Raw genomic sequence first — 19,752 nt, forward strand, 5'->3', positions numbered from 1 at the left:
ACTGCCCAGTCACCGCAGCAGCGGCAGCAGTGCCTCGTGCAGCAACCTGTTCACGAACCGCTGGTCCAACGGATCCCCGGTCAGCATGAGTCTGTGGATCAGCGCGGCCCCCGCCAGTTCCACGACGGTGTCCACCGGAGCGTCGGCGCGGATCTCCCCACGTTCCCCGCCCCGGTCGATGATCTCGCGCAGCACGTCCCGCTGCGGCAGCAGGAACGAGTCGCGAAAGGCCTCGGCCAGTTCGGGCTCGTGCGGAAGTTCTCCCACGAGCGCCTGGGCGGCCTTGCCCACCGGTCCACTGAGGAACTCGGCGAAGGCGCTGAGGAACTCACCGAGATCCTGTTCGATCGTCCCGTTGTCCGGACGGGGGATGTTGCGCTGCACCAACTGGGTGCAGGTGTCGATGACCAGCTCCAGCTTGGATTCCCAGCGCCGGTAGATGGTCGCCTTGCCCGCTCGCGCCTGCGCGGCCACGGCGTCCATGGTGAGCGCGCGATAGCCCACTTCGGCCAGCACTTCCAGCGCGGCGGTCCGGAGGGCGGCGTCCCTGGTGGCGTCCCGAGGGCGTCCTCTGCCGGAGGTCGAGCCCGTGGACGAGCCCCGTGAGGTGGTTGCGGTCCGGGAGTCCTCCCGGTCACGGCCGATCGGTGCGTTCACAGCCGACATCGTAGAACGAGCCTTCCTCGGCGGGAGCCGTTCCCGCGCCGTGTGCCTCGACTCGGTTCGTCCGCCGGGGACGCGGGTGCCGTGTCCGGCGGACCCCACCGAGATGGGGAGCACGGCGGACGGAACGGTTCAGCGTAAACCACCCAGCGGGTTCGGAGGGTTCTGCTGTGCCGCCGCGGCAGCGGCCTGCTGGGCGGCGGCACGGGTGGTCTCGTCGGACAGCCCGTGCCTGGCCTGGAGGTAGGCCGTGCTGAACGCGAAACCGTCCCCGTCGAGCAGGTGGATCACCACTCGACCGGCCGAATTCGGAACGAGCTGCTCGACGAGCTGCTCGGCCGCGTCCCTGGCCGAGATCAGACCGGGCGCCTGTGCGGTGCGGGTTTCCGATCCCGCCGTGACGGTGACCGTCCAGTCGTTTCCGTCGGGCAGATAGTTGACGGTTACGTGCCCCTGAGCCATGGTGCCTCCGCGTCCAGCGTGCTCGGTCGTCGCCGTGACATCGCGCGTTCCGGCCGGAACTCGGCCGATTCGGAAAGGATAGGCGCGGTCACTCACGCGTGGTCACCGACTCTACGGGTTATCCCCCGTCCAGGTCTGCGGGGCGGTCCACGTCCTCCCCCGAGGCGACGTCCTCGCAGGGCACGAGAGTCACGGTCCGCTCACGGAGGTAGTCGCGCGCCCCCCGGTCCCCGAGGGCGCGCTCGGCGACACCGTCCCAGTGCCGCCGTCCGAGCAGCACCGGATGACCGCGTTCACCTCCGTAACAGGCGGCCGCCAGCGCATCCGGCGCTGCGTGGGCGGCCACCCGTCGCACCGCCGCCGCGGTCATCCCGGGCATGTCCACCGGAAGGATCAGCGCCGCCGAGGTCCCCTCCGTGGGTGTCTCGTTCAGACGGCGCAGGCCGAGACGCAGCGAGGAACCCATCCCGGTGGGCCACTGCTCGTTGTGGACGGTTCGTGCCCCGTTGAGGTCGGCGCGTTCGAGAACGGTCTCCGCGGCGGCTCCCAGCACCACCACGACGGGAGCGCAGCCGCCGGAGCGCAGCACGTCCACGGCGTGTTCGACGAACAACGAGCCGCCGCGCCGCAGCAGCGCCTTGGGCCGCCCGAAGCGACGGCCCGCCCCCGCGGCCAGCACCAGCCCCGCCACCCCGTCAGCCATGGGCGTGGATGGGGCCGCTGGTGTGGGTCAACGGGGCCGCGCTGCCGCCGTGCCGGAGGGCGACGATCTCCGCCGCGATGGACACGGCCGTCTCCTCCGGGGTGTGCCCACCCAGGTCGAGCCCGATCGGGGCCCGCAACCGCTCCAGCTCCCGGTCGGTGACCCCTTCCTTCCGCAGCCGTTCCACCCGGTCGGCGTGGGTGCGGCGGGAGCCGAGGGCCCCGATGTAGGCGGCCGGGCCGCGCAGCGCCTCCCGCAGGACGGGGACGTCGAACTTCGGGTCGTGGGTGAGGACGCAGACCACGGTGCGGCCGTCGGTCTCCACCGTGGACAGATAGTCGTGCGGCCAGCGGACCACCACCTCGTCGGCGGCGGGGAAACGCCGCTCGGTGGCGAACACCGCGCGGGCGTCGCACACGGTGACGTGGTATCCGAGGAACTTGCCCATCCGGGCCAGCGCGGCGGCGTGGTCCACCGCCCCGAACACCAGCATGCGTGCCGGGGTGGTCCACGCCTCGACGAACACGGTGCGCTCCCGGTCCGGCTCTCCGGGAACGCACAGGTGACGCAGGCCCGAGCCCCCCTGTTCGAGCATCGCTCTGGCCTCGGCCCGCACCGACTCGTCGAGGGCGTCCTCGCCGGTGCTGCCGAGGTGTTCCTCCGGCCACACCGCCACGGTCGCGCCGGTCTCGACCAGCCGGGCGAGTGCCACCGGGCGACCGGATCCGGCCGAACGCAGCGCCGCGGCGAGCACCTCGGACGTGTCGGCCGTGCCCCGTTCCCCGGGTGTGGTGGGGTGAACGGGGTGCAGCAGCACCTCCAGATTCCCTCCACAGGTCAGGCCGACCGCGAAGGGGTCGTTCGGGTCGTACTCGAACGAGGTCCGACGGGGGCGTCGTTCGGACAGGGCCTCCAGGGCCAGCGCGTGTACCGACCCCTCCACACAACCGCCGGAGAGACTTCCCGCGATGGTGCCGTCGCCCCTGATGGCGGCGGCGGCACCGACGCCGCGCGGGGCGCTGCCGTGGACCTCGACGATCGAGGCGACGACGAACGGCTCGCCCGCTTCGGTCCAGCGCAGCAGGTCATCCGCGATCTCACGCATGTGTGCCTCCTTTCACCATCGAACCGAGCGGGAGAGCCCTCCGTCCTCCGGCGGTCCGTGCCCGTGGCCGCCGAGGGTCACGAGACGCCGAACACGGCCTTGATCCCCTCGATCCCGAAGTAGAGGGCGAACACCAGGGCCAGGACGCTCAGCAGCCACCCCAGTTCCCGGACACGCCCCTTGCAGATCTTGATCGCACAGTAGGAGATCAGCCCCGCCCCGACACCGTTGGTGATCGAGTAGGTGAACGGGATGATCGCCACGGTCAGGAACACCGGAACCACGAAGTCCTCGTCCTGCCACGGGATGTTGCGCACCTGCGCCATCATCATGCCCCCGACCAGCACGAGCGCCGGTGCCGCCGCCTGGGCGGGCACCACGGCCGCCAGAGGGGTGAACAACATGGTGGCCGCGAACAGGACCCCGGTGACCACGCTGGCCAGGCCGGTACGGGCTCCCTCGGCGACCCCGGCCGCGGATTCGAGGAAGACCGTGTTCGGTGACGAACCGGTGAAACCGCCGGCCATGGCCCCGGCCCCGTCGACGAGCAGGATCCGGCCCATTCCCCGGACCTTGCCCTGGGAGTCGGTCAGCCCGGCCTCGCTGCTGACACTGGTGATCGTTCCCATCGCGTCGAAGAAACCGGACAGCACGAGGGTGAACAGGAACACGGTCGCGGCGATCACTCCCGCGTTCGCGAACCCGCCGAACAGGTCGACGTCGCCGAACAGCCCGAAGTCGGGGCTGGCGACCAGGCTGGACGGCAGGTCCGGGGTGGTGCGGCCCCACTGTCCGGCCGGCACGTCGAAGACGGCGTTGACGACCACCGACAGCACCGTGCCGGAGACGATGCTGATCAGGATCGCTCCCGGAACCTTCCTGGCCACGAGAACGATCATCAACAACAGGGTCAGACAGAACAAACCAAGAGGCCACCCGATCAGGTGGCCGTTCGGGCCGAGCTGCACCGGAACGTCGGTGTCGGCCGCGTCGGGCTGCCTGCTCACGAACCCGGCGCTGACCATCCCGACCAGTGCGATGTACAGCCCGATCCCCACGGTCAGTGCCGTCTTCAGTGGCAGTGGGATGGCGTTGATGATTCGCTCGCGGACACCGCTGACCGCCATCAGCACGATGCAGACGCCCTCGAGCACCACCAGCCCCATGGCCTGGGCCCAGGTCATCTCCGGGGCCACCGTGAAAGCCACCACCGGGATCACGCCGAGTCCCGCCGCCATCGCCAGTGGCGCGTGGCCCACGACTCCCATGAGCACGGTCATCACGCCCGCGCACAGCGCCGTGGCCGTGGTCAGTTCCGCGTTGCCCAGACTGGCCCCGGTGACGTCCGTGGAGGACCCCAGAATGAGGGGGTTGAGCAGCACGATGTAGGACATCGCCACGAAGGTGGTGATGCCGCCGCGCAGTTCCCGCGACAGTGTCGAGCCCCGTGCGGTGATGTGGAAATAACGATCCAGCGGCGAGCTCGTCCGCTCGTCCCGGTCTGGCACCGGTGCCTCCTCGGAGGAGTCCGGTCTGAGCTGGGTCATGTGTCCTCCCCTGCCGGTGGGCGCCCCCGGCCGTACCCGGTACCGGCCGGACTTCTCCTCGGGAACGGGCAGCACGTGGCCCGGCCCGATTAGGGGCGTTTGAATCTGCTGGTTTCGTGAGCGCGACGATCGTCGTGCTCCGGGGCGGGAGGAGGATGTGTCGCACCATCGGTTCCCTGCCCCGCGGCGCCGTCCGACCCGGTCGTCGCGACCGGCGCCGCCGTGTACGGCACTGACAGCCTAAGGAGTCCTTCCCCGAGGACGTGTCGGGGCTGCCCACGCGCTCCGCGTGGTCCGGGCACCCGGTGGCCCGCGGGAACCCACCGTTCCGCGGGCCCCGGGGAGTTCCGCCCGGCGGGTGTCAGTACTCGACGCGGTCCGGTTTGTTCCGCCAGGCGTCGAAGGGCGCGGTGCGGTTGTCGACCCCGACGGGTCGCACCGGGGTCGGCCACACCGCGTTCGGATCGGTGAACAGCTCGTAGAAAGCACGGTCGTCGAACCCGGCGGCCGCCGCGTCGTCCCGGTCGGCGGCGTAGACGATCTCGTCCAGCCGGGCCCACAACGCCGAGGCCATGCACATGGGACACGGTTCGCACGAGGTGACCAGCACACAGCCGTCCAACCTGAAGGAGTCCAGCTCCTGGCACGCGTTGCGTATGGCGGTCACCTCGGCGTGGGCCGTCGGGTCCAGGTTCGTGGTGACCATGTTCGTTCCCGTGGCCACCACTTCGTCACCACGGCCGATCACGGCCCCGAAAGGGCCTCCTCCCGAGGCGACGCTGTCTGTGGCCAGCGCTATCGCCCGCTGCATCCAGGCCTCCAGGTGCTGGGGGGCGACAACGGTTTCCGATCTCGTGGACACGGTGATCCTTTCGTGTTCCGGCCCGGGCACCGCTGAGGAGCGGTTCGGGCCGTTCGCGGACGGGTGAGCCTCACTCGACGATGTGTTCCGGTCCCACCGGAACGTGGTCCAGCGCCTTGCCCGTGGCCGCGCGGATCGCGGCCACGATGGCGGGGGTGGAGGAGATGGTCGGGGGTTCTCCCACGCCGCGCACCCCGTAGGGGGCGTTGGGGTCCCCGCGTTCGATGACGTCCACGTTCATCGGCGGCATGTCGAGGATCGTGGGGATGAGGTAGTCGGTGAAGGAGGGGTTGCGGATGCGACCGCCGTCGACCTGGATCTCCTCCATGACGGCCAGCCCCAGCCCCTGGGCCGAGCCGCCCTGTATCTGCCCCACCACGGCGTCCGGGTTGACGGCCTTGCCCACGTCCTGGGAGCAGTCCAGCTGTACCACCTTGACGAGCCCCAGCTCGGTGTCCACGTCCACCACGGCGCGGTGGGCGGAGAAGGCGTGCTGGACCTGGGCCCGCTCGCTGTGGCCCTGTTCGTCCAGGGGGAAGGTCTCGCGGTGGTGGTACTCCCTGGTGGCCTCGACCACCTCGGAACCGAGGACCTCGGCCAGGTCCGCCAGCACCCCGGAGGTCTCGGAGACCACCTTCCCCCCGGACATCGACAACCTCTCCACCGGATCCCCGCAGCGTTGTGCGACCCGCTCCAGAACCTGTTCCCGCACCGCGCGGCAGGCGGACTGCACCGCTCCGCCGGTGACGTAGGTCTGGCGGGAGGCCGAGCTGGATCCGGCGGGTCCCACGGAGGTGTCGTTCGGGTGGATGTTGACCCGTTCCACACCGAGTTCGGTGCGGGCTATCTGCTGCTGGACGGTGACCAGGCCCTGCCCCACCTCGGCGGCGGCGGTGTGCACCACGGCGATCGGCTCACCGGCCACCACCTGTAGTCGGACCCGCGCGGTGGAGAAGTCGTCGGCTCCCTCGGCGTAGCAGATGTTCTTGATGCACACCCCGTAGCCGACTCCGCGCACCACCCCTTCACCGTGGGTGGTGTTGGAGGCACCGCCCGGCAGGTCACGAATGTCCGGGTTCGCGCTGTTCGCGGCGGACTCCCGGGGGAGCGGAAGTTCCCGGACCCGCTGCAGCAGCTCGGCGACCGGGGCGGGGTAGTCCAGTACCTGGCCGCTGGGGGTGGAGTCGCCGCGGGAGATGGCGTTGCGGATCCGCAATCCCACCGGGTCCATACCCAGTTCCTCGGCCAGTCGGTCCATCTGTGACTCGTAGGCGAAGGCGGGTTGGACCGCGCCGAGACCGCGCATCGCCCCGCACGGCGGGTTGTTGGTGTACATCCCCCAGCCTTCGATCCGCACGTTCGGGACCGAGTACGGGCCCACGCCGAGCGTGGTTCCGTTGCCCACCACCACCGGCGTCTTGGAGGCGTAGGCTCCGCCGTCGAAGTACAGCCGTGCCCGGACGAACACCAGGTCCCCGTCCTTGGTCGCCCCGTGCTCGTAGTACATGGTCGCCGGATGACGGTGGACGTGGCCGAAGAAGGACTCCTCCCGGTTGTAGACCATCTTGACCGGCCTGCCGGTGTGCAGCGCCAACATGCAGACGTGCACCTGCACCGACAGGTCCTCCCGCCCGCCGAAGGCACCGCCGACACCGGACATGGTCATCCGGACCTGCTCGGGGTCCAGTCCCAGCGCCGCCGCGGTCTGCTTGCGGTCGGTGTGCAGGTCCTGCGTCGCCAGGTACAGCTCCACACCACCGTCCTCGGCGGGCACGGCCAGCCCCGCCTCCGGGCCGAGGAACGCCTGGTCCTGCATCCCCACCGTGTAGGTGCCGGAGACGACCACGTCCGCCTCGGCGTCCGGGTCCCCCTTCACGATCGGCTGGTACCGGACCGTGTTCCCTCCCGGGTGTACCCGGGGCAGTGAGTCGTCGTGCGCGGCCCGTTCCGCGTCGAGCACCGGCTCCAGCACCTCGTAGTCGACCTCGACGAGGTCGAGGGCCCGCCGTGCCGTCTCCGGGTGGTCGGCGGCGACCAGGGCCACGGCCTCGCCCCGGTAGCGGACCACGTCCTCGGCGAGCACGGGCTGGTCGACGTCCTTGAGCCCGTAGAGGTTGCGTCCCGGCACGTCCTCGGCGGTGAGCACCGCGCGGACCCCGTCCGCGCGGAGGGCGGGGCCGACGTCGATCGAGCGGATCCGGGCCGAGGGGTGCGGGCTGCGCAACGTCGCTCCCCAGAGCATGTTCTCGGCCCACAGGTCGGAGGCGTAGGCGAAGTCGCCGCGCACCTTCAACGAACCGTCCGGGCGCTGGGGGGACTCGCCGACACCGCCCGCGATCTCCTCGTCGAGGTGTTGGGGACGGTGGGTCGGGGTGGTGTGCGTGTTACTCATCGGGGCACCTCTCTCGCGGGTGTGTGCGTGGTTCGCCGTGGGTGCGGTGGAGGAGGGCGGGCTCATCCGGTTCCTCCCTCCGCGATCCGGGCGCACGCCCGCCGCAGCTCCGTGGTGAGGTCCCGTTCCGACTCCCGGACCAGGCGGTCGTCCTCGACGACCGTCTCCCCACCGCGCAGCAGCCTGCGCAGCGGCGGCAGCGGACCCAACGCCAACGCGGCCACCGGATCGGTGATGCCCGCGTGGCCGAGCCCGTCCACGTCCCACAGCGCCAGGTCGGCGAGCTTGCCCACCTCCAGCGAACCGAGTTCGGACTCGCGGCCCAGGCAGCGCGCCCCTCCCCGGGTGCCCATCCACAGGGCGTCGCGCACCGACAGCGCGTCCGGCCCGTAGCGGGCCCGTCCGAGCAGCAACGCTTGCCTCAGCTCGTCACCGAGCCGTCCGGACTCGTTGGAGGCCACGCCGTCCACTCCCAGGCCGACCGGGGCACGTGCGTCCAACAGCGAACGCACCGGGGCCGTTCCGGCTCCCAACCGACCGTTGGAACTGGGGCAGTGGGCCACCCCGGTTCCCGTGGTCCCGAGACGGCGGACCGCCGTCTCGGACAGGTGCACCCCGTGGGCCAGCCAGACGTCCTCGCCCAGCCAGCCCGTCCGCTCGGCGTACTCCACCGGGTCGCAGCCGAACTCCGCGGCGCACCGGTCCAGTTCGTCCCGGGTCTCGGCGAGATGGGTGTGCATCCCCACCCCGTGTTCCCGGGCGAACTCGGCCGAACGGGTCATCAGCTCGGTGCTGACCGAGAAGGGGGAACAGGGGCCCACCGCCACCCGCACCCGGGCGCCGAAGGAGGGGTCGTGGAACCTGCGCACGGCACGCTCCGTCGCCTCCAACGCGGACTCGGTGTCCTCGACAACCGAGTCCGGGGGCAGCCCCCCGGCGGACTGCCCCCGGTCCATGGAGCCGCGCACCGCGTGCAGGCGCACGCCGACGCGTCCGGCTCCCGAGACCACGGCACCGAGCACGTCACCACCCGTGTTCGGGAACACGTAGTGGTGGTCGGCGACCGTGGTACATCCCGACAACGCCGTCCAGCCCAGTCCTGCGGTGGCGGCCGCGTGGACGAGGGTCTCGTCGATGCCCGCCCACACGGGGTAGAGCTCGGTGAGCCAGCCGAACAGCGTCGAGTCGACCGCGTAACCCCGGGTGGCCCACTGGTAGAGATGGTGGTGGGTGTTGACCAGCCCCGGGGTGAGCAGGCATCCGCTTCCGTCGATCCGCCGCACCGGTTCCTCCTGCGGAGGGGGCGGCCCGGGTCCCACGGCGCGGATGAGCCCGTCCTCCACGACCACGTGCCCCTCGGCGTACTCGTGTCCGAGGGAGGAGAGGCCGGGATCGGGGGCGTCGACGGTGACCACCGCCGCCCTCTCGATCACGGTTCTCGCCGGGGACGCTCCGGTGTCGGTGTCGCTCATCGCCGGCCCCCTTCGGAGGAGCTCCCCGTCTTCTCCGCGGCGGCCTCGCGCACAGCCTCCATGATCTTCTCGTAGCCGGTGCAGCGGCACAGGTTCCCGGCCAGGGCCTCCCGGATCTCGGCGTCGGAGGGATCCGGAACACGGTTGATCAGGTCGTCGGCGGCCACCAGCAGTCCCGGGGTGCAGAACCCGCACTGCACGGCGCCGGCGTCCACGAAGGCCCGCTGCACCGGCGAGAGCTCCTCCTCGTCGGCGAGGCCCTCCACGGTGCCGACCTCACGGTCCTGGGCCTGGCCGGCGGCGACGAGGCAGGCACACACCGGGACCCCCTCCAGGTACACGGTGCAGGATCCGCACTCGCCCTGCTCGCAGGCGTTCTTCGAACCGGGCAGACCGAGTCGTTCGCGGAGCACGTACAGCAGGCTCTCGCCCTCCCACACGTCGTCGGCGGTCATGGGGCGACCGTTGACGGTCAGATTCAGGCGCATCCTTGCCTCCCGGCGGTCTCGGCGCTGTTGCGGTACTCCTCCCAGGCCCAGCCCAGGGTTCGCCGGGCCAGCACGCCCAGGGCGTGGGTGCGGTAGCGGGCCGTGCCACGCACGTCGTCGATCGGGGCCGTCGCGTTCACGACCAGCTCGGCGAACCGGTCGACCACCGACTCGGGCAGCGGGGTGGGACGTCGCCACTGGTCCCGTTCGGCCAGCTCCGCGGCGAGGAACTCCTCGGCCTCGGAGACCGCCCGTGGGGTCGGTGCGGCCGAACCGATCCCGGTTCCGACGGTTTCCCGTCGCGGGTGCAGCGCGACGGCGAAGGTGCACACGGCTATGACCATCGCGTTCCGGGTGCCGATCTTGGAGAACTGCTGAGGTCCGGTGGCCTCGGGAACACGGATCGCCGCGACGAGTTCGTCCTCGGCGAGGACGGTCTTCTTGACGCCGGTGAAGAACTCGGCGACCGGCACGGTGCGGCTCGCCCGCACCGACTCCACCTCGACCTCCGCGCCCGAGGCGATCAACGGTGGATGACCGTCTCCGGCGGGGGAGGCCGAAACCAGGTTCCCGCCCAGCGTCCCCCTGTTGCGGATCTGCGGGGAACCCACCGTGCGGGCGGCCATGGCCAGGCCGGGCAGGGCCGTGCCCACCTCGTCGATCAGTCGGGAGTAGGGCACTCCGGCTCCGAGGCGCAGCACCCCGCCCTGGGCTTCCGGCAGGCGGGACCACTGCCGGAGCTGTTCCACCCGGCTCAGGTCGAGCAGGATCTCGGGACGTCGGTGGTCGAAGTTCAGCTCCACCATGACGTCCGTGCCGCCGGCGATCGGTGTCGCCTCCGGATGCTTGGCCTTGGCTTCGAGCGCTTCGCTCCAGTCGGCCGGTCGAAGGAAGTCCACTTGTTGCCTCTCCAGATCACAACCCGCGTTAGGTCGTTGGGGTGTGACCAAGTACACAACCCGTGAAGCCGTGCTGACTAGCGGCGGAAAACATGAATCGAACCGGCGGGCAGCGGCGGGTTTTCGTGTTTTCCTACAAGCCCTCTTCCGGTCTCGGGGCCGACGGGGGCGGCGAGACCGCTCCTCTTGTCATCGCGCCCCCACGGGGGTCTAAGGTGCGCGCGTGCTCCTCGGCGACCTGCTGGACGACTCCCGGACCGGGCTGACCCTGCTCACCGGGAGGGAACAGCTCGACCGGCCGGTCCGCGGTGTCTACATCACGGACCTGATCGACCCCCGGCGTTATCTCCAGGGCGGGGAGCTGGTGCTCAGCGGACTGGTCTGGCACCGGAACCCCTCCGACTCGGAGGAGTTCGCCGCCGCCCTGGCCGAGGCGGGGGTGGCCGGGTTGGTGGCCGGAACGGCGCGGCTGGGCAAGGCCCCCGACGACCTGGTGGAGGCCTGTGCCCGCCACGGGGTTCCGTTGTTCGAGATCCCCGTGACCGTCAGCTTCAACACCCTGCTCGAACACGTGCGCGGAGCCACCGGTGGACAGCCGGCCTTCCGCAGGGACCTGGTCGCGGACGTGGCCGAGGGAGCTGACCTGGACCGGGTGCTCGCCTCCGCCTCCGCCGAACTCGGCACGGACTGCTGGGTGTGTTCGGCGGTCGGTTCGGTGGTGGCGGGGCGGGGCGAACTGCCGGTGGGGGACTCACGCTCGTTGGTGCGGGAGTTCCTGCGTGCCGAGCGGCTGCCGAGAACGGTGCGACTTCCCGGTGAGGAGGACCGTGTGCTCTGGCCGGTCAGCGCCGGGGTGGAGTCCCGCCCGGCACGCTGGTTCCTCGTGCTGCCCGGCAACCGCGAGCAGTGGGGGAGCCACCACGACTCGGTCGTCAACGAGCTGGCCACGGCGGTCGCCTTGCTGCGGACCAGACTCGACGAGTCCCGGGAGGCGGCCAGCCGTCCCGTCGACACCGCGCTGCGCGGGCTGCTCGACGGCTCGCTGGACTCGCGCGAGGTGGCCCACCGGCTCAGGGAGTCCGGGGTGCCGACGGAGGGGGCGCTGTGCGTGGTGGCCCTGGACGGGGGCGGCAGCCCCGGGGCCTCGGTCGAGCTGATGCGGGAGATCGCGGCGGCCACCGGCCTTCCCTCCGTCACGGCGAGCGCGGAGACCGGGGCGTTGGCCGTGTTCGCCGCCGGGCAGCGTGCCCGTACGGAGCTGTCCGGCCTGCCCGGGTGGTTGCGTCGCACCCTGTCCGACCTCGAATACGCCGCCGAGTGGTTCACGGTCAGCGTGGGCGTGAGCGACACCGGGGATCCGAGCGGGCTGCGCGGGATGGTGGAGGAGGCGCGCTACACCCGGTTGTTGGCCGAACGCGGTGGTCAGCGGTGCGGCATGGTCACCGCCGGGGACCTGGTCTCCCACCAGGTGCTGCTCTCGGCCGTTCCGGACGGGCTGCGCCGTTCCTACCGGCAGCGTCTGTTGGGGGGACTGCTGGCCTACGACCGGAGCCATCACTCCGAACTCGTGCACACCCTGCGGACCTTTCTGGAGTGTTCGGGTTCCTGGTCCCGGTGTGCCCAGATGTTGCACATCCACGTGAACACGTTGCGTTATCGGATCAAGCGTGTGGAGGAGATCTCCGGGCGCGACCTCGGGGAGTTCTCCACCAGAGTGGACTTCTATCTGGCGTTGCGTACCGAGGAGTGACAGGCGGTGGTGCCGGGTGCGTCCGTGTCCGGCGTGCGGTGCCTCGGCGGAACCGTGTTCCGCCCGTGCGCACCACCGTGCTCCCTTCCGGAAAATCCTTGACCAAGAGTGTCCGTTCTCACCTTCGTGATCCCTCCGACTCGGCGAAAGGGACGATTCCGAGCGCGGCACCGGACGTGCAGTGACCACGTGCCGTGTCAGTTGTCACAATTGCTTCCCCTGTCCGGGGGAAGCCCGCGGTGTGATTGGAAAAAGAACCTCCTTCGGCGGTACCGTTTCTGGTCGGCACACGGCAGTCCCAGCGGCTCGGTCCTCTCGCGAAGCCTGCTTCGGGTCCGCCCTGGCCGATGGTGCGTTCCCGCGACGGCCCGCCAACGGCCGAGAAACGGAGGTTTCGGGATTGACCGACCTGTCCGCCACCAACGCTGTGACGGACCGCCCGAGCGGCGCCGCTGCCACCGAACCCCGGCGGGTCGGTGATCTCCCGGCCGTGGAAAGCGCCTCCGTGTCCGCTCGTCGTTACCTGGACCGCGAACAGCCCGCCACCCCCTGCCTGGCTCTGGACCTGGCCGTCGTCCGCGCCCGCCACGAACGGCTGCGCACCGAACTGCCCCAGGCGCGGATCTGTTACGCCGTCAAGGCCAACCCCGATCCCCGGGTGCTCACCGAACTCGTCGCGCTCGGCTCCTCCTTCGACGTGGCCAGCCCCGGCGAGATCGACCTCTGCCTGCGCCAGGGAGCCGCAGCCGAGTCGCTCTCCTACGGCAACACCATCAAGAAACCGGCCGACATCGCTCACGCCCACGCCACCGGCGTCCGCCTGTTCGCCACCGACAGCCGGGCCGACCTGGAGAACATCGCCGTCCACGCTCCCGGCGCGCGGGTGTTCTGCCGCATCGCCGTGGACGACACGGGTTCCAGAACCCCCTTCGGACGCAAGTTCGGTTGTTCGCCCGCCGAAGCGGCGCGGTTGTTGGAACGCGCCGAGGAACTGGGGCTCGAACCGTACGGAGTGTCCTTCCACATCGGCTCCCAACAGCTGTCCACCGAAGCGTGGGAACACGGCATCGCCGCCGCGGCCGGGATCTTCCGGTCCTGCGGGACCCGCGCCGGACCGCACATGCTCAACCTGGGTGGTGGGCTGCCCGCCACCTACACCCAGCCGACGCCGGAACTCGGCGAGTACACCAGGAGCATGGAGACGGCGCTGCGGAAGCACTTCGGTGACCACCGCCCGGAGCTGTTCCTCGAACCAGGACGTCACCTGGTCGCCGACGCGGGAGTGCTGCGCAGCGAAGTGGTGCTGGTCTCGGAGGACAGCACCGGACGGTGCCGGTGGATCTACCTCGACGCGGGACGCTACAACGGATTGGCCGAGACCGAGGGCGAGGCGATCACCTACCGGCTGCGCACCAACCGTGACGGCGACCCGGTGGGACCGGTGGTGCTGGCCGGCCCCACCTGTGACGGCGATGACGTGCTCTACCAGCACACTCCCTACGAGCTTCCCGTTACACTCCGCGGAGGGGACACGATCGACCTGCTCAGCGCGGGGGCCTACACCGCGAGCTACTCCTCGGTCGGTTTCAACGGGTTCGCGCCGTTGACCACGTACTGCTTCGACAGCACCGAGACCACCGAACGAGCGTGAAACGCCCCTCGGGGCGGTTCGTTCGGGGAAGTTGCCACCGGGAATCTGCGAAATGTTGGGAGGTCGATAGATGTCAATTGACGCCGGAACCCTGCAACCCGTCGGTCTGTTCACCGGTCAGCACGTCCTCGCCGAGCTGGAGGGCGTGTCCGCCGAACTGCTCGATGACGAACAGTTCCTCATCGACGCGTTGAACAGTGCCTTGGATCGTTCTCAGGCCACGGTGTGTGACGTGATCTCGAAACGGTTCGAGCCGCAGGGTGTGACCGTGCTCGCCCTGTTGTCGGAGTCCCATGCCTCGTTGCACACCTACCCGGAGAACGGCTCGATTTTCATCGACGTGTTCACCTGCGGCAATCGGGCACAGCCCGAGCGTGCGGTCAACCTGCTCGCCGAGGCGCTGAGTCCGACCAACGTGAGCTGCCGGACGATCCGGCGCGGTCATGACTACGAAACCGGCCTCACGTGAAGAACCACGTTCGGCCGGGCTCATCGCGAAGGAGCGGGAGTTGATCGAGCTCGACGGAAAGCAGTGGATTCAGGAGCCGCTCGGTTCCGACATGCGGCGGCTCTGGCGTGTTGACGAAGTGCTGTGGGAAGGCGACACCGGATATCAGCACGTGGTCATCGGACGCACCGGTCAGGGGGTGGCGCTGTTCTGCGACGACGATCGGCAGAGCACCGAGTACTCCCAGCTGGTCTACCACGAGGCGATGATGGTGCCCGGCTTCCTGCTGGCAGAGAAACTCGAACGGGTGCTGATCGTCGGTTCCAGTGAGGGTGTGGCCAGCCACATGGCCGTGCGGGCCGGGGCGAGCCACGTGGATCACGTGGACATCGACAGGGAGTGCGTACGCGTCTGTGCCGAGTACCTTCCCTACGGATACCGCAGTACCGAGCTCTCCGAGCTGGAGGAGGGCAGCGGCCCGATCCGGCTGCACTACACCGACGGCTGGGCTTTCCTGGACAAGGTGATCGGTACGGGAGACCGCTACGATCTCGTCATCGTCGATCTTCCGGACGAACGGGCCGAGGACACCGACAGTCAGCACAACAGGCTCTACGGTGAAGAGTTCATCCGCAGATGCCAGGCGGTTCTGGCGCCGGGAGGTGTCGTCGGCTTCCAGGCCGGAAGCCCGACCATATGGCGAAACACCACGCTGATCAGGGCATACAACAGGTTCCACACCGTGTTCGACACCGTCACCTACTTCGGGTCGGACGAGCACGAGTGGGCCTTCCTGTTCGGGCGGGTCGAGCAGCTGGACGATCCGGTGAACGTCATGCTCGACGCGTTGCCGAAGAGTTCCTACCAACCGGAGACGGTCGACGACGCGAGTCTGATCGGTCTGACCGTTCCTCCTTATTCGGTGCGTCACCAGCAGTGAGCCCGTCCGGTACAGGTCCGTGAGTACGGCCTTCGATGGCCCCGTACTCACGGACCGTACTGTAAGCGCAACTCGCTTTCCACCGGATCAGCCGGTGTAGGGATGCTGACCGGTGTCACCCTCGCCGGAGATGCCGAACCACTGGTCGAACGCGAGCCCCCGCTCCCGCAGGCGTCGTTCCGTCTCCTCCGAGTCGAACCCGGCGATCCTCTCGGACTCGTCCCCGGGCACCTCCACGGAGAACAGCTCCTCGTAGGCCCGGTCGGGATTGGCGTTGTCCAGGAACGCCTCGAAAAGCGGCTCGCTCTCGCTCCAGCTCATCAGTTCCGTCGCCTCCAGCACCACCCGTGCCTCGTTGACGAACAGCCGCAGTGCCAGGGACTCGGCCACACAGCGGGGTGGACGCCACTGGCGACCGGTCAGGCGGGTCGCCACCAGCGCCGAGCTCAACAGCAGTGAGCGGGTGAAGCGGGCGTCGTAGTTGTGCTGGTAGCAGAGCGGAAGCTCCTCCAGCACCAACAGTCCCACGGCCTCGTCGGCGGTGGCGTCGTTGACGGTCAACGCCAGCTCGTCGTAGAAGAGCTCGTCGGTGACCACGCTGACGGCGTGGACCAACGCTCCCGCGGCGATCTCGGCACGCGGGTCCGCCCCGGCAGTGCCGAAGGCGGCCCCGGAGAAGGCGCGCAGCTTGCCGGACAGCTCACGCAACCGGGCCCGCCAGCGCTCGGTCTCGGACTCCTCGGTGGCCTGCGCTCGCTCCGCTCCGGAGATCTCCGAAGAACCCCGCTCCCACGAACCGGCACCGAGGAACTCGGCCTGTTCGAACGCCTCCTCGATCTCGGCCTGTAACCGCGGATCGGTCTCCTCGGAACCTCCACCCGCGTTCTGTTCCGCCGCGGCCAGACTCTCGTTGAACTCGTCCTCGGTGATCTTGACCTCGGAACGGGTCAGGGTCCAGTGCTCCAGCACGGGGCTGTCGGCGAGAACCTCCTGCACCACGTTGGCCGCGGCCGTCTCGGCCGCCCGCAGGGACGGGGCGTCCACGGCGAGCATCACCGACGCCCCGTCCGGTCCTACCTCGATCCGGTAGTCCAGGACGTCGATGTCCTCCGCGTCGGGGCCGGCGACGCCCTCGACCCGACCGAGCTGGTGATCCAACAGGGACACCACGCCCTCCTGCTGGAGCGGGTCGAGTTTGGAGATGTCCGCCGGGGGTCTCACCCCCGCAGTTACCACGTAATCCACCGCGTCTCGTCCTCTTTCCAACTCGTTGCCGGGCATGGTACGCGGCGGCGAGCGTGGAGGGTGCACGACGCGCCAGCCGCCGGCATCGTCCGATCGCTCGATCGAGTCGGCGATCATATCCGTGTGAAGACGGTGACGGTATTCGGTAGTTGCAATATGGACCTGGTCGCCTACGCGGCCACCGCTCCCGGGAGGGGAGAGACCGTGCACGGGAAGGCGTTCCACACCGTTCCCGGTGGCAAGGGGGCCAACCAGGCGATCGCCGCGGCCAGGGCGGAGGCGAACACCCGCTTCGTCGGAGCCGTGGGCACCGACCGGTTCGGAGAACAGATCCGCGGCACGCTGCACGAGGCGGGAGTCGACACCTCCGGGCTGCGAACCGTGGAGGGGAACAGCGGTACCGCCCACATCGTGGTCGACGACGAGGGCGACAACTCGATCGTCGTGGTCGCCGGGGCCAATGCCGAGGTGGATCACGTGGACGAAACCGCCAGGGAACTCATCGCCTCGTCGTCCTGTCTGCTCATGCAGCTGGAAACCCCTCTGGAGGGGGTGGAGGCGGCCGCGCGCACGGCCGCGGCCCACGGGGTGCGGGTGATACTCACTCCCGCCCCGGCCGAGCCGCTGCCCACCTCCCTGCTGTCCACGGTGAACCTGCTGGTGCCGAACGAGCACGAGGCGGCGGTACTCACCGGTGAACGGGAACCCGAGCCCGCTCTGGAGGCGCTGCTCGACTCCGTGGAGGAAGTGGTGATCACTCTGGGGAAGCGGGGAGTGCTGTACGGGAACCGTTCCGGACAGCGGCTGCGCGTCCCCGCCTTTGCCGTGCACGCCGTGGACACCACCGCGGCGGGGGACACCTTCGTCGGCGCTTTCGGGGCCGCGCTGGCCCGGGACAAGCCCGTGGAGACGGCGCTACGCGAGGGGTCCGCGGCCGCGGCCGTCTCGATTCAGCGGAAGGGAGCCAGCAGTTCCATGCCCACGGAACGGGAGATCCGGGAATTCCTGGACGAGCACGCGAACTGAGCGAAAAGCGGTCACATTCGGCGCTTTTTCGTGCACGTAATGTTCCGCCGTGCGGGCGGGCGGGAACGAGCCGTGTCGTCCCGCCCGTCCACGGTCGGGAGTCGCTTCACTGCGCTTTGTCGTAGGCTTCCACTATCTCGGCGGGAATGCGTCCGCGATCGGAAACCTGCATGCCCTGCTGACGGGCCCATTCCCGAATGGCCTGATTGCGTTCGCGGTCGGCGGCTTTCGGCGCCTGTGAGCCGCCGCCCGACTGGCGTGTTTTCCCGCTCTTGCCGGACTTGGCCGTGCGCTTGCGACCTCCGGTGCGGCGGGCGTGGGAGAGATAGGGAGCCAGCGCATCCCTCAGTTTGGTGGCGTTCTCGGACGAGAGATCAATCGTGTAGTTGACTCCGTCGAGCCCGAACTCGACGGTGGAGTCGGCCTCCGAACCGTCGACATCGTCGACCAGTTGAACCGTTACCTTCTGCGCCACTGCTAACCCTCGATTCCGGATCGTTTTCGTCGGTCATCCACAGCTTACGACGAAGCGCGGCAGTACAATAAACTAACGTCGCCCGATTGTTGTGAGCGGCTCCTAGCTCTTGCCACGGAGTGACTTCGACGACAGGTTCCTCTCGTCGCGGGATGTCCCGGTCGGCACAACACGGAGTACGGTACCGATAGGGCATGGTGACTCGGTGGTATCGGTTTTTGCGAACCGGCCGCGGGGGCACGGGTGGTTTACGTCCCTACGAGAGGCTGTTCTATCGTTGAGTACGAGACAACTGTCCGGCCGCGTGCTATAAAGTAAGCGTCGGTCGGAGATGTCTTACCGGCAAGTGTCGCGGAGCGAGACGGGGCACGTTCCCGAAACAGGTGATCATGGCCGAGCGGATTCAGGTCGAACTCGTCGACGACATCGACGGGTCCGAAGCGCAGCAGACAGTCACTTTCGCCATGGACGGCGTGACCTATGAAATCGACCTGAGTGAACAGAATGCGCGCAAGTTGCGCGAGTTGTTCGGGCCGTACATCAAACAGGCACGCCCGGCGCAGCAGAACAACAAGCAGCAGCGGCGGACCACCCGGAAGCAGGAGCGTGAGGAGCGGCGGACCAGGCAGGCCAACCGCAAGCTCACCGAGGAGATCCGCGGGGCCGCCAAGCGCAGCAAGGAGCGCTACCAGCAGAGCCGTCGGGAGCAGGAGCCCACCACCGAACAGGTGAGCACGCACGAGCAGGAGGAATACCGGGACCCCTTGCTCGAACAGCCGTTGTCCTTCTCACCGGAGGAGCAACAGCGGGACTCGGAGCAACAGGCTCAACAGGAGCAGGAGCACTCCAGGATCCCCGTGGTGTCGTTGCCCCAGTTCTCCTCCGCCAGCGACTGAGGGAAGCTCCGATTGCCTCCGGCAGGGTCCCTGCCGCTCGTGTGGGTGACGCCGAGGTGGTGCCGGAGGCATCCCGGAGGGATGAGGCTCGTGGGGAGTTTCGGCCGAATCGGGAAGCGGTGGTTCCCTCCCCACCCGTCCTCGGCAGGGTGAGCGGCCTGTTCTCGTCCCGCCTCCCGCTCGGGGTGCGCTCAGGAGCGCACCCGAACAGGCAGACGGACCGCCTCGCGGGGAGTCCGGGCCCGCGAGAAAAAGATGAGGTGTTTTCAGTCCTCCGCCCGGTGGCGACGCCCTTTGGCGCGTCGTCCTGACTGCGGGGGTTGTTCTCCGGTACTGTGACTTCCGCCGGAGTCCTGCTCGGCTTGGTTGTGCTGATGGTCGTGGGCACTTTCCAAGGAGGCGAGGAACTCGGGCGGAGCACTGGTCGTCCAGTGGTCTCCTTCCGGGTCGATCAGTGTGTTCCGCAGCTCTGTGTATATCGGTGTCGAATCCACTGCTACCCCCGTGGTCGTTTTCCGAGATCGAGGCTACCTCGCTGGACGGTCACAGGCCGAGACGTGGCAGAGAATCACCCGATGGAGAGCGGAGCACGAGACGGAGGACGGTGGAGGTTCCCCGGTTTCCTCCCGTGCGCGGGCGAGGTGGGTTCTCGCGGGGAAGCCGCGTTGTCCTGGTGTTTTGTGGTGGGGTGGGGGTGGTGGCTACCCCCTGTTCAGGGGGTGTTGGGT

General features: G+C 69.1%; 18 protein-coding genes. 6 read left to right on the forward strand and 12 right to left on the reverse strand.

What is annotated here, in order from left to right; all coding sequences use genetic code 11:
• Positions 1-9: 9 nt before the first annotated feature.
• From CEP50_RS13215 to CEP50_RS13260, 10 genes are all read right to left on the reverse strand, one after another.
• Positions 10-666: a TetR/AcrR family transcriptional regulator gene (locus tag CEP50_RS13215; protein ID WP_106114257.1), complete on the reverse strand. Its 657-nt coding sequence runs from the start codon at positions 664-666 to the stop codon at positions 10-12.
• A gap of 129 nt (positions 667-795) precedes the next feature.
• Complete coding sequence (locus CEP50_RS13220; protein WP_019853414.1) at positions 796-1,125, reverse strand: hypothetical protein; 330 nt, start codon at positions 1,123-1,125, stop codon at positions 796-798.
• A 118-nt stretch (positions 1,126-1,243) separates the two neighbouring features.
• A complete protein-coding gene (locus tag CEP50_RS13225; protein ID WP_106114259.1) occupies positions 1,244-1,828 on the reverse strand; it encodes a nucleotidyltransferase family protein in 585 nt (194 codons plus the stop codon).
• The gene (locus CEP50_RS13230; RefSeq protein ID WP_106114260.1) at positions 1,821-2,933 is read right to left on the reverse strand and encodes an XdhC family protein; all 1,113 of its coding nucleotides are present in this window, start codon (positions 2,931-2,933) and stop codon (positions 1,821-1,823) included. The genes CEP50_RS13225 and CEP50_RS13230 overlap by 8 nt, the downstream gene beginning before the upstream one ends.
• Positions 2,934-3,010: 77 nt before the next feature.
• Positions 3,011-4,480: an NCS2 family permease gene (locus CEP50_RS13235; protein ID WP_106114261.1), complete on the reverse strand. Its 1,470-nt coding sequence runs from the start codon at positions 4,478-4,480 to the stop codon at positions 3,011-3,013.
• Positions 4,481-4,841: 361 nt separating this feature from the next.
• Entirely contained in the window at positions 4,842-5,342 is a 501-nt protein-coding gene (locus CEP50_RS13240) for a nucleoside deaminase (protein WP_258175212.1), read from the reverse strand.
• 70 nt (positions 5,343-5,412) lie between these two features.
• On the reverse strand, positions 5,413-7,734 hold the full coding sequence (gene pucD / locus CEP50_RS13245) for a xanthine dehydrogenase subunit D (RefSeq protein WP_106114275.1): 2,322 nt from the start codon (positions 7,732-7,734) through the stop codon (positions 5,413-5,415).
• A 62-nt stretch (positions 7,735-7,796) separates the two neighbouring features.
• Positions 7,797-9,206 (reverse strand): 8-oxoguanine deaminase, encoded by a 1,410-nt coding sequence (locus CEP50_RS13250; RefSeq protein WP_106114262.1) that lies wholly within the window; start codon positions 9,204-9,206, stop codon positions 7,797-7,799.
• Positions 9,203-9,694 carry a (2Fe-2S)-binding protein gene (locus CEP50_RS13255; protein ID WP_106114263.1) on the reverse strand — a complete coding sequence of 164 codons (492 nt, stop codon included), beginning with the start codon at positions 9,692-9,694 and terminating at the stop codon, positions 9,203-9,205. Before CEP50_RS13255 ends, CEP50_RS13250 begins: the two co-directional genes overlap by 4 nt.
• Positions 9,685-10,593, reverse strand: a complete 909-nt coding sequence (locus CEP50_RS13260) for an FAD binding domain-containing protein (protein WP_106114264.1) — start codon at positions 10,591-10,593, stop codon at positions 9,685-9,687. Before CEP50_RS13260 ends, CEP50_RS13255 begins: the two co-directional genes overlap by 10 nt.
• 223 nt (positions 10,594-10,816) lie before the next feature.
• Between CEP50_RS13260 and CEP50_RS13265 the strand changes: the two genes are divergently transcribed.
• From CEP50_RS13265 to CEP50_RS13280, 4 genes are all read left to right on the forward strand, one after another.
• A complete protein-coding gene (locus tag CEP50_RS13265) occupies positions 10,817-12,343 on the forward strand; it encodes a PucR family transcriptional regulator (protein WP_106114265.1) in 1,527 nt (508 codons plus the stop codon).
• A 400-nt stretch (positions 12,344-12,743) separates the two neighbouring features.
• Positions 12,744-13,994 carry a type III PLP-dependent enzyme gene (locus CEP50_RS13270; RefSeq protein WP_106114266.1) on the forward strand — a complete coding sequence of 417 codons (1,251 nt, stop codon included), beginning with the start codon at positions 12,744-12,746 and terminating at the stop codon, positions 13,992-13,994.
• Positions 13,995-14,064: 70 nt separating this feature from the next.
• The gene (gene speD / locus CEP50_RS13275; RefSeq protein ID WP_019853425.1) at positions 14,065-14,463 is read left to right on the forward strand and encodes an adenosylmethionine decarboxylase; all 399 of its coding nucleotides are present in this window, start codon (positions 14,065-14,067) and stop codon (positions 14,461-14,463) included.
• Positions 14,464-14,503: 40 nt separating this feature from the next.
• Positions 14,504-15,382, forward strand: coding sequence for a spermidine synthase (locus CEP50_RS13280; protein WP_106114276.1), 879 nt, complete (start codon positions 14,504-14,506; stop codon positions 15,380-15,382).
• 87 nt (positions 15,383-15,469) lie between these two features.
• Here the strand turns inward: CEP50_RS13280 and CEP50_RS13285 are convergent, their stop codons facing one another.
• A complete protein-coding gene (locus tag CEP50_RS13285) occupies positions 15,470-16,627 on the reverse strand; it encodes a hypothetical protein (RefSeq protein ID WP_258175213.1) in 1,158 nt (385 codons plus the stop codon).
• A 132-nt stretch (positions 16,628-16,759) separates the two neighbouring features.
• On the opposite strand from CEP50_RS13285, the gene rbsK reads away from it, so the two are divergent.
• Complete coding sequence (rbsK, locus tag CEP50_RS13290; RefSeq protein WP_106114277.1) at positions 16,760-17,653, forward strand: ribokinase; 894 nt, start codon at positions 16,760-16,762, stop codon at positions 17,651-17,653.
• A gap of 106 nt (positions 17,654-17,759) precedes the next feature.
• Here the strand turns inward: rbsK and CEP50_RS13295 are convergent, their stop codons facing one another.
• On the reverse strand, positions 17,760-18,128 hold the full coding sequence (locus CEP50_RS13295; protein WP_019853429.1) for a histone-like nucleoid-structuring protein Lsr2: 369 nt from the start codon (positions 18,126-18,128) through the stop codon (positions 17,760-17,762).
• A 389-nt stretch (positions 18,129-18,517) separates the two neighbouring features.
• Between CEP50_RS13295 and CEP50_RS13300 the strand changes: the two genes are divergently transcribed.
• Positions 18,518-19,024 carry a histone-like nucleoid-structuring protein Lsr2 gene (locus CEP50_RS13300; RefSeq protein WP_219905464.1) on the forward strand — a complete coding sequence of 169 codons (507 nt, stop codon included), beginning with the start codon at positions 18,518-18,520 and terminating at the stop codon, positions 19,022-19,024.
• Positions 19,025-19,752: the final 728 nt, after the last annotated feature.

It is taken from the genome of Actinopolyspora mortivallis (assembly GCF_003001495.1).
GTDB classification, from domain to species: domain Bacteria; phylum Actinomycetota; class Actinomycetes; order Mycobacteriales; family Pseudonocardiaceae; genus Actinopolyspora; species Actinopolyspora mortivallis_A.

What these genes read in the sequence shown, in the direction of transcription:
- CEP50_RS13215 (WP_106114257.1), bottom strand. Translation starts at nt 666, where the DNA reads ATGTCGGCTGTGAACGCACCGATCGGCCGTGACCGGGAGGACTCCCGG.
- CEP50_RS13220 (WP_019853414.1), bottom strand. Translation starts at nt 1,125, where the DNA reads ATGGCTCAGGGGCACGTAACCGTCAACTATCTGCCCGACGGAAACGAC.
- CEP50_RS13225 (WP_106114259.1), bottom strand. Translation starts at nt 1,828, where the DNA reads ATGGCTGACGGGGTGGCGGGGCTGGTGCTGGCCGCGGGGGCGGGCCGT.
- CEP50_RS13230 (WP_106114260.1), bottom strand. Translation starts at nt 2,933, where the DNA reads ATGCGTGAGATCGCGGATGACCTGCTGCGCTGGACCGAAGCGGGCGAG.
- CEP50_RS13235 (WP_106114261.1), bottom strand. Translation starts at nt 4,480, where the DNA reads ATGACCCAGCTCAGACCGGACTCCTCCGAGGAGGCACCGGTGCCAGAC.
- pucD (WP_106114275.1), bottom strand. Translation starts at nt 7,734, where the DNA reads ATGAGTAACACGCACACCACCCCGACCCACCGTCCCCAACACCTCGAC.
- CEP50_RS13250 (WP_106114262.1), bottom strand. Translation starts at nt 9,206, where the DNA reads ATGAGCGACACCGACACCGGAGCGTCCCCGGCGAGAACCGTGATCGAG.
- CEP50_RS13255 (WP_106114263.1), bottom strand. Translation starts at nt 9,694, where the DNA reads ATGCGCCTGAATCTGACCGTCAACGGTCGCCCCATGACCGCCGACGAC.
- speD (WP_019853425.1), top strand. Translation starts at nt 14,065, where the DNA reads ATGTCAATTGACGCCGGAACCCTGCAACCCGTCGGTCTGTTCACCGGT.
- CEP50_RS13300 (WP_219905464.1), top strand. Translation starts at nt 18,518, where the DNA reads ATGGCCGAGCGGATTCAGGTCGAACTCGTCGACGACATCGACGGGTCC.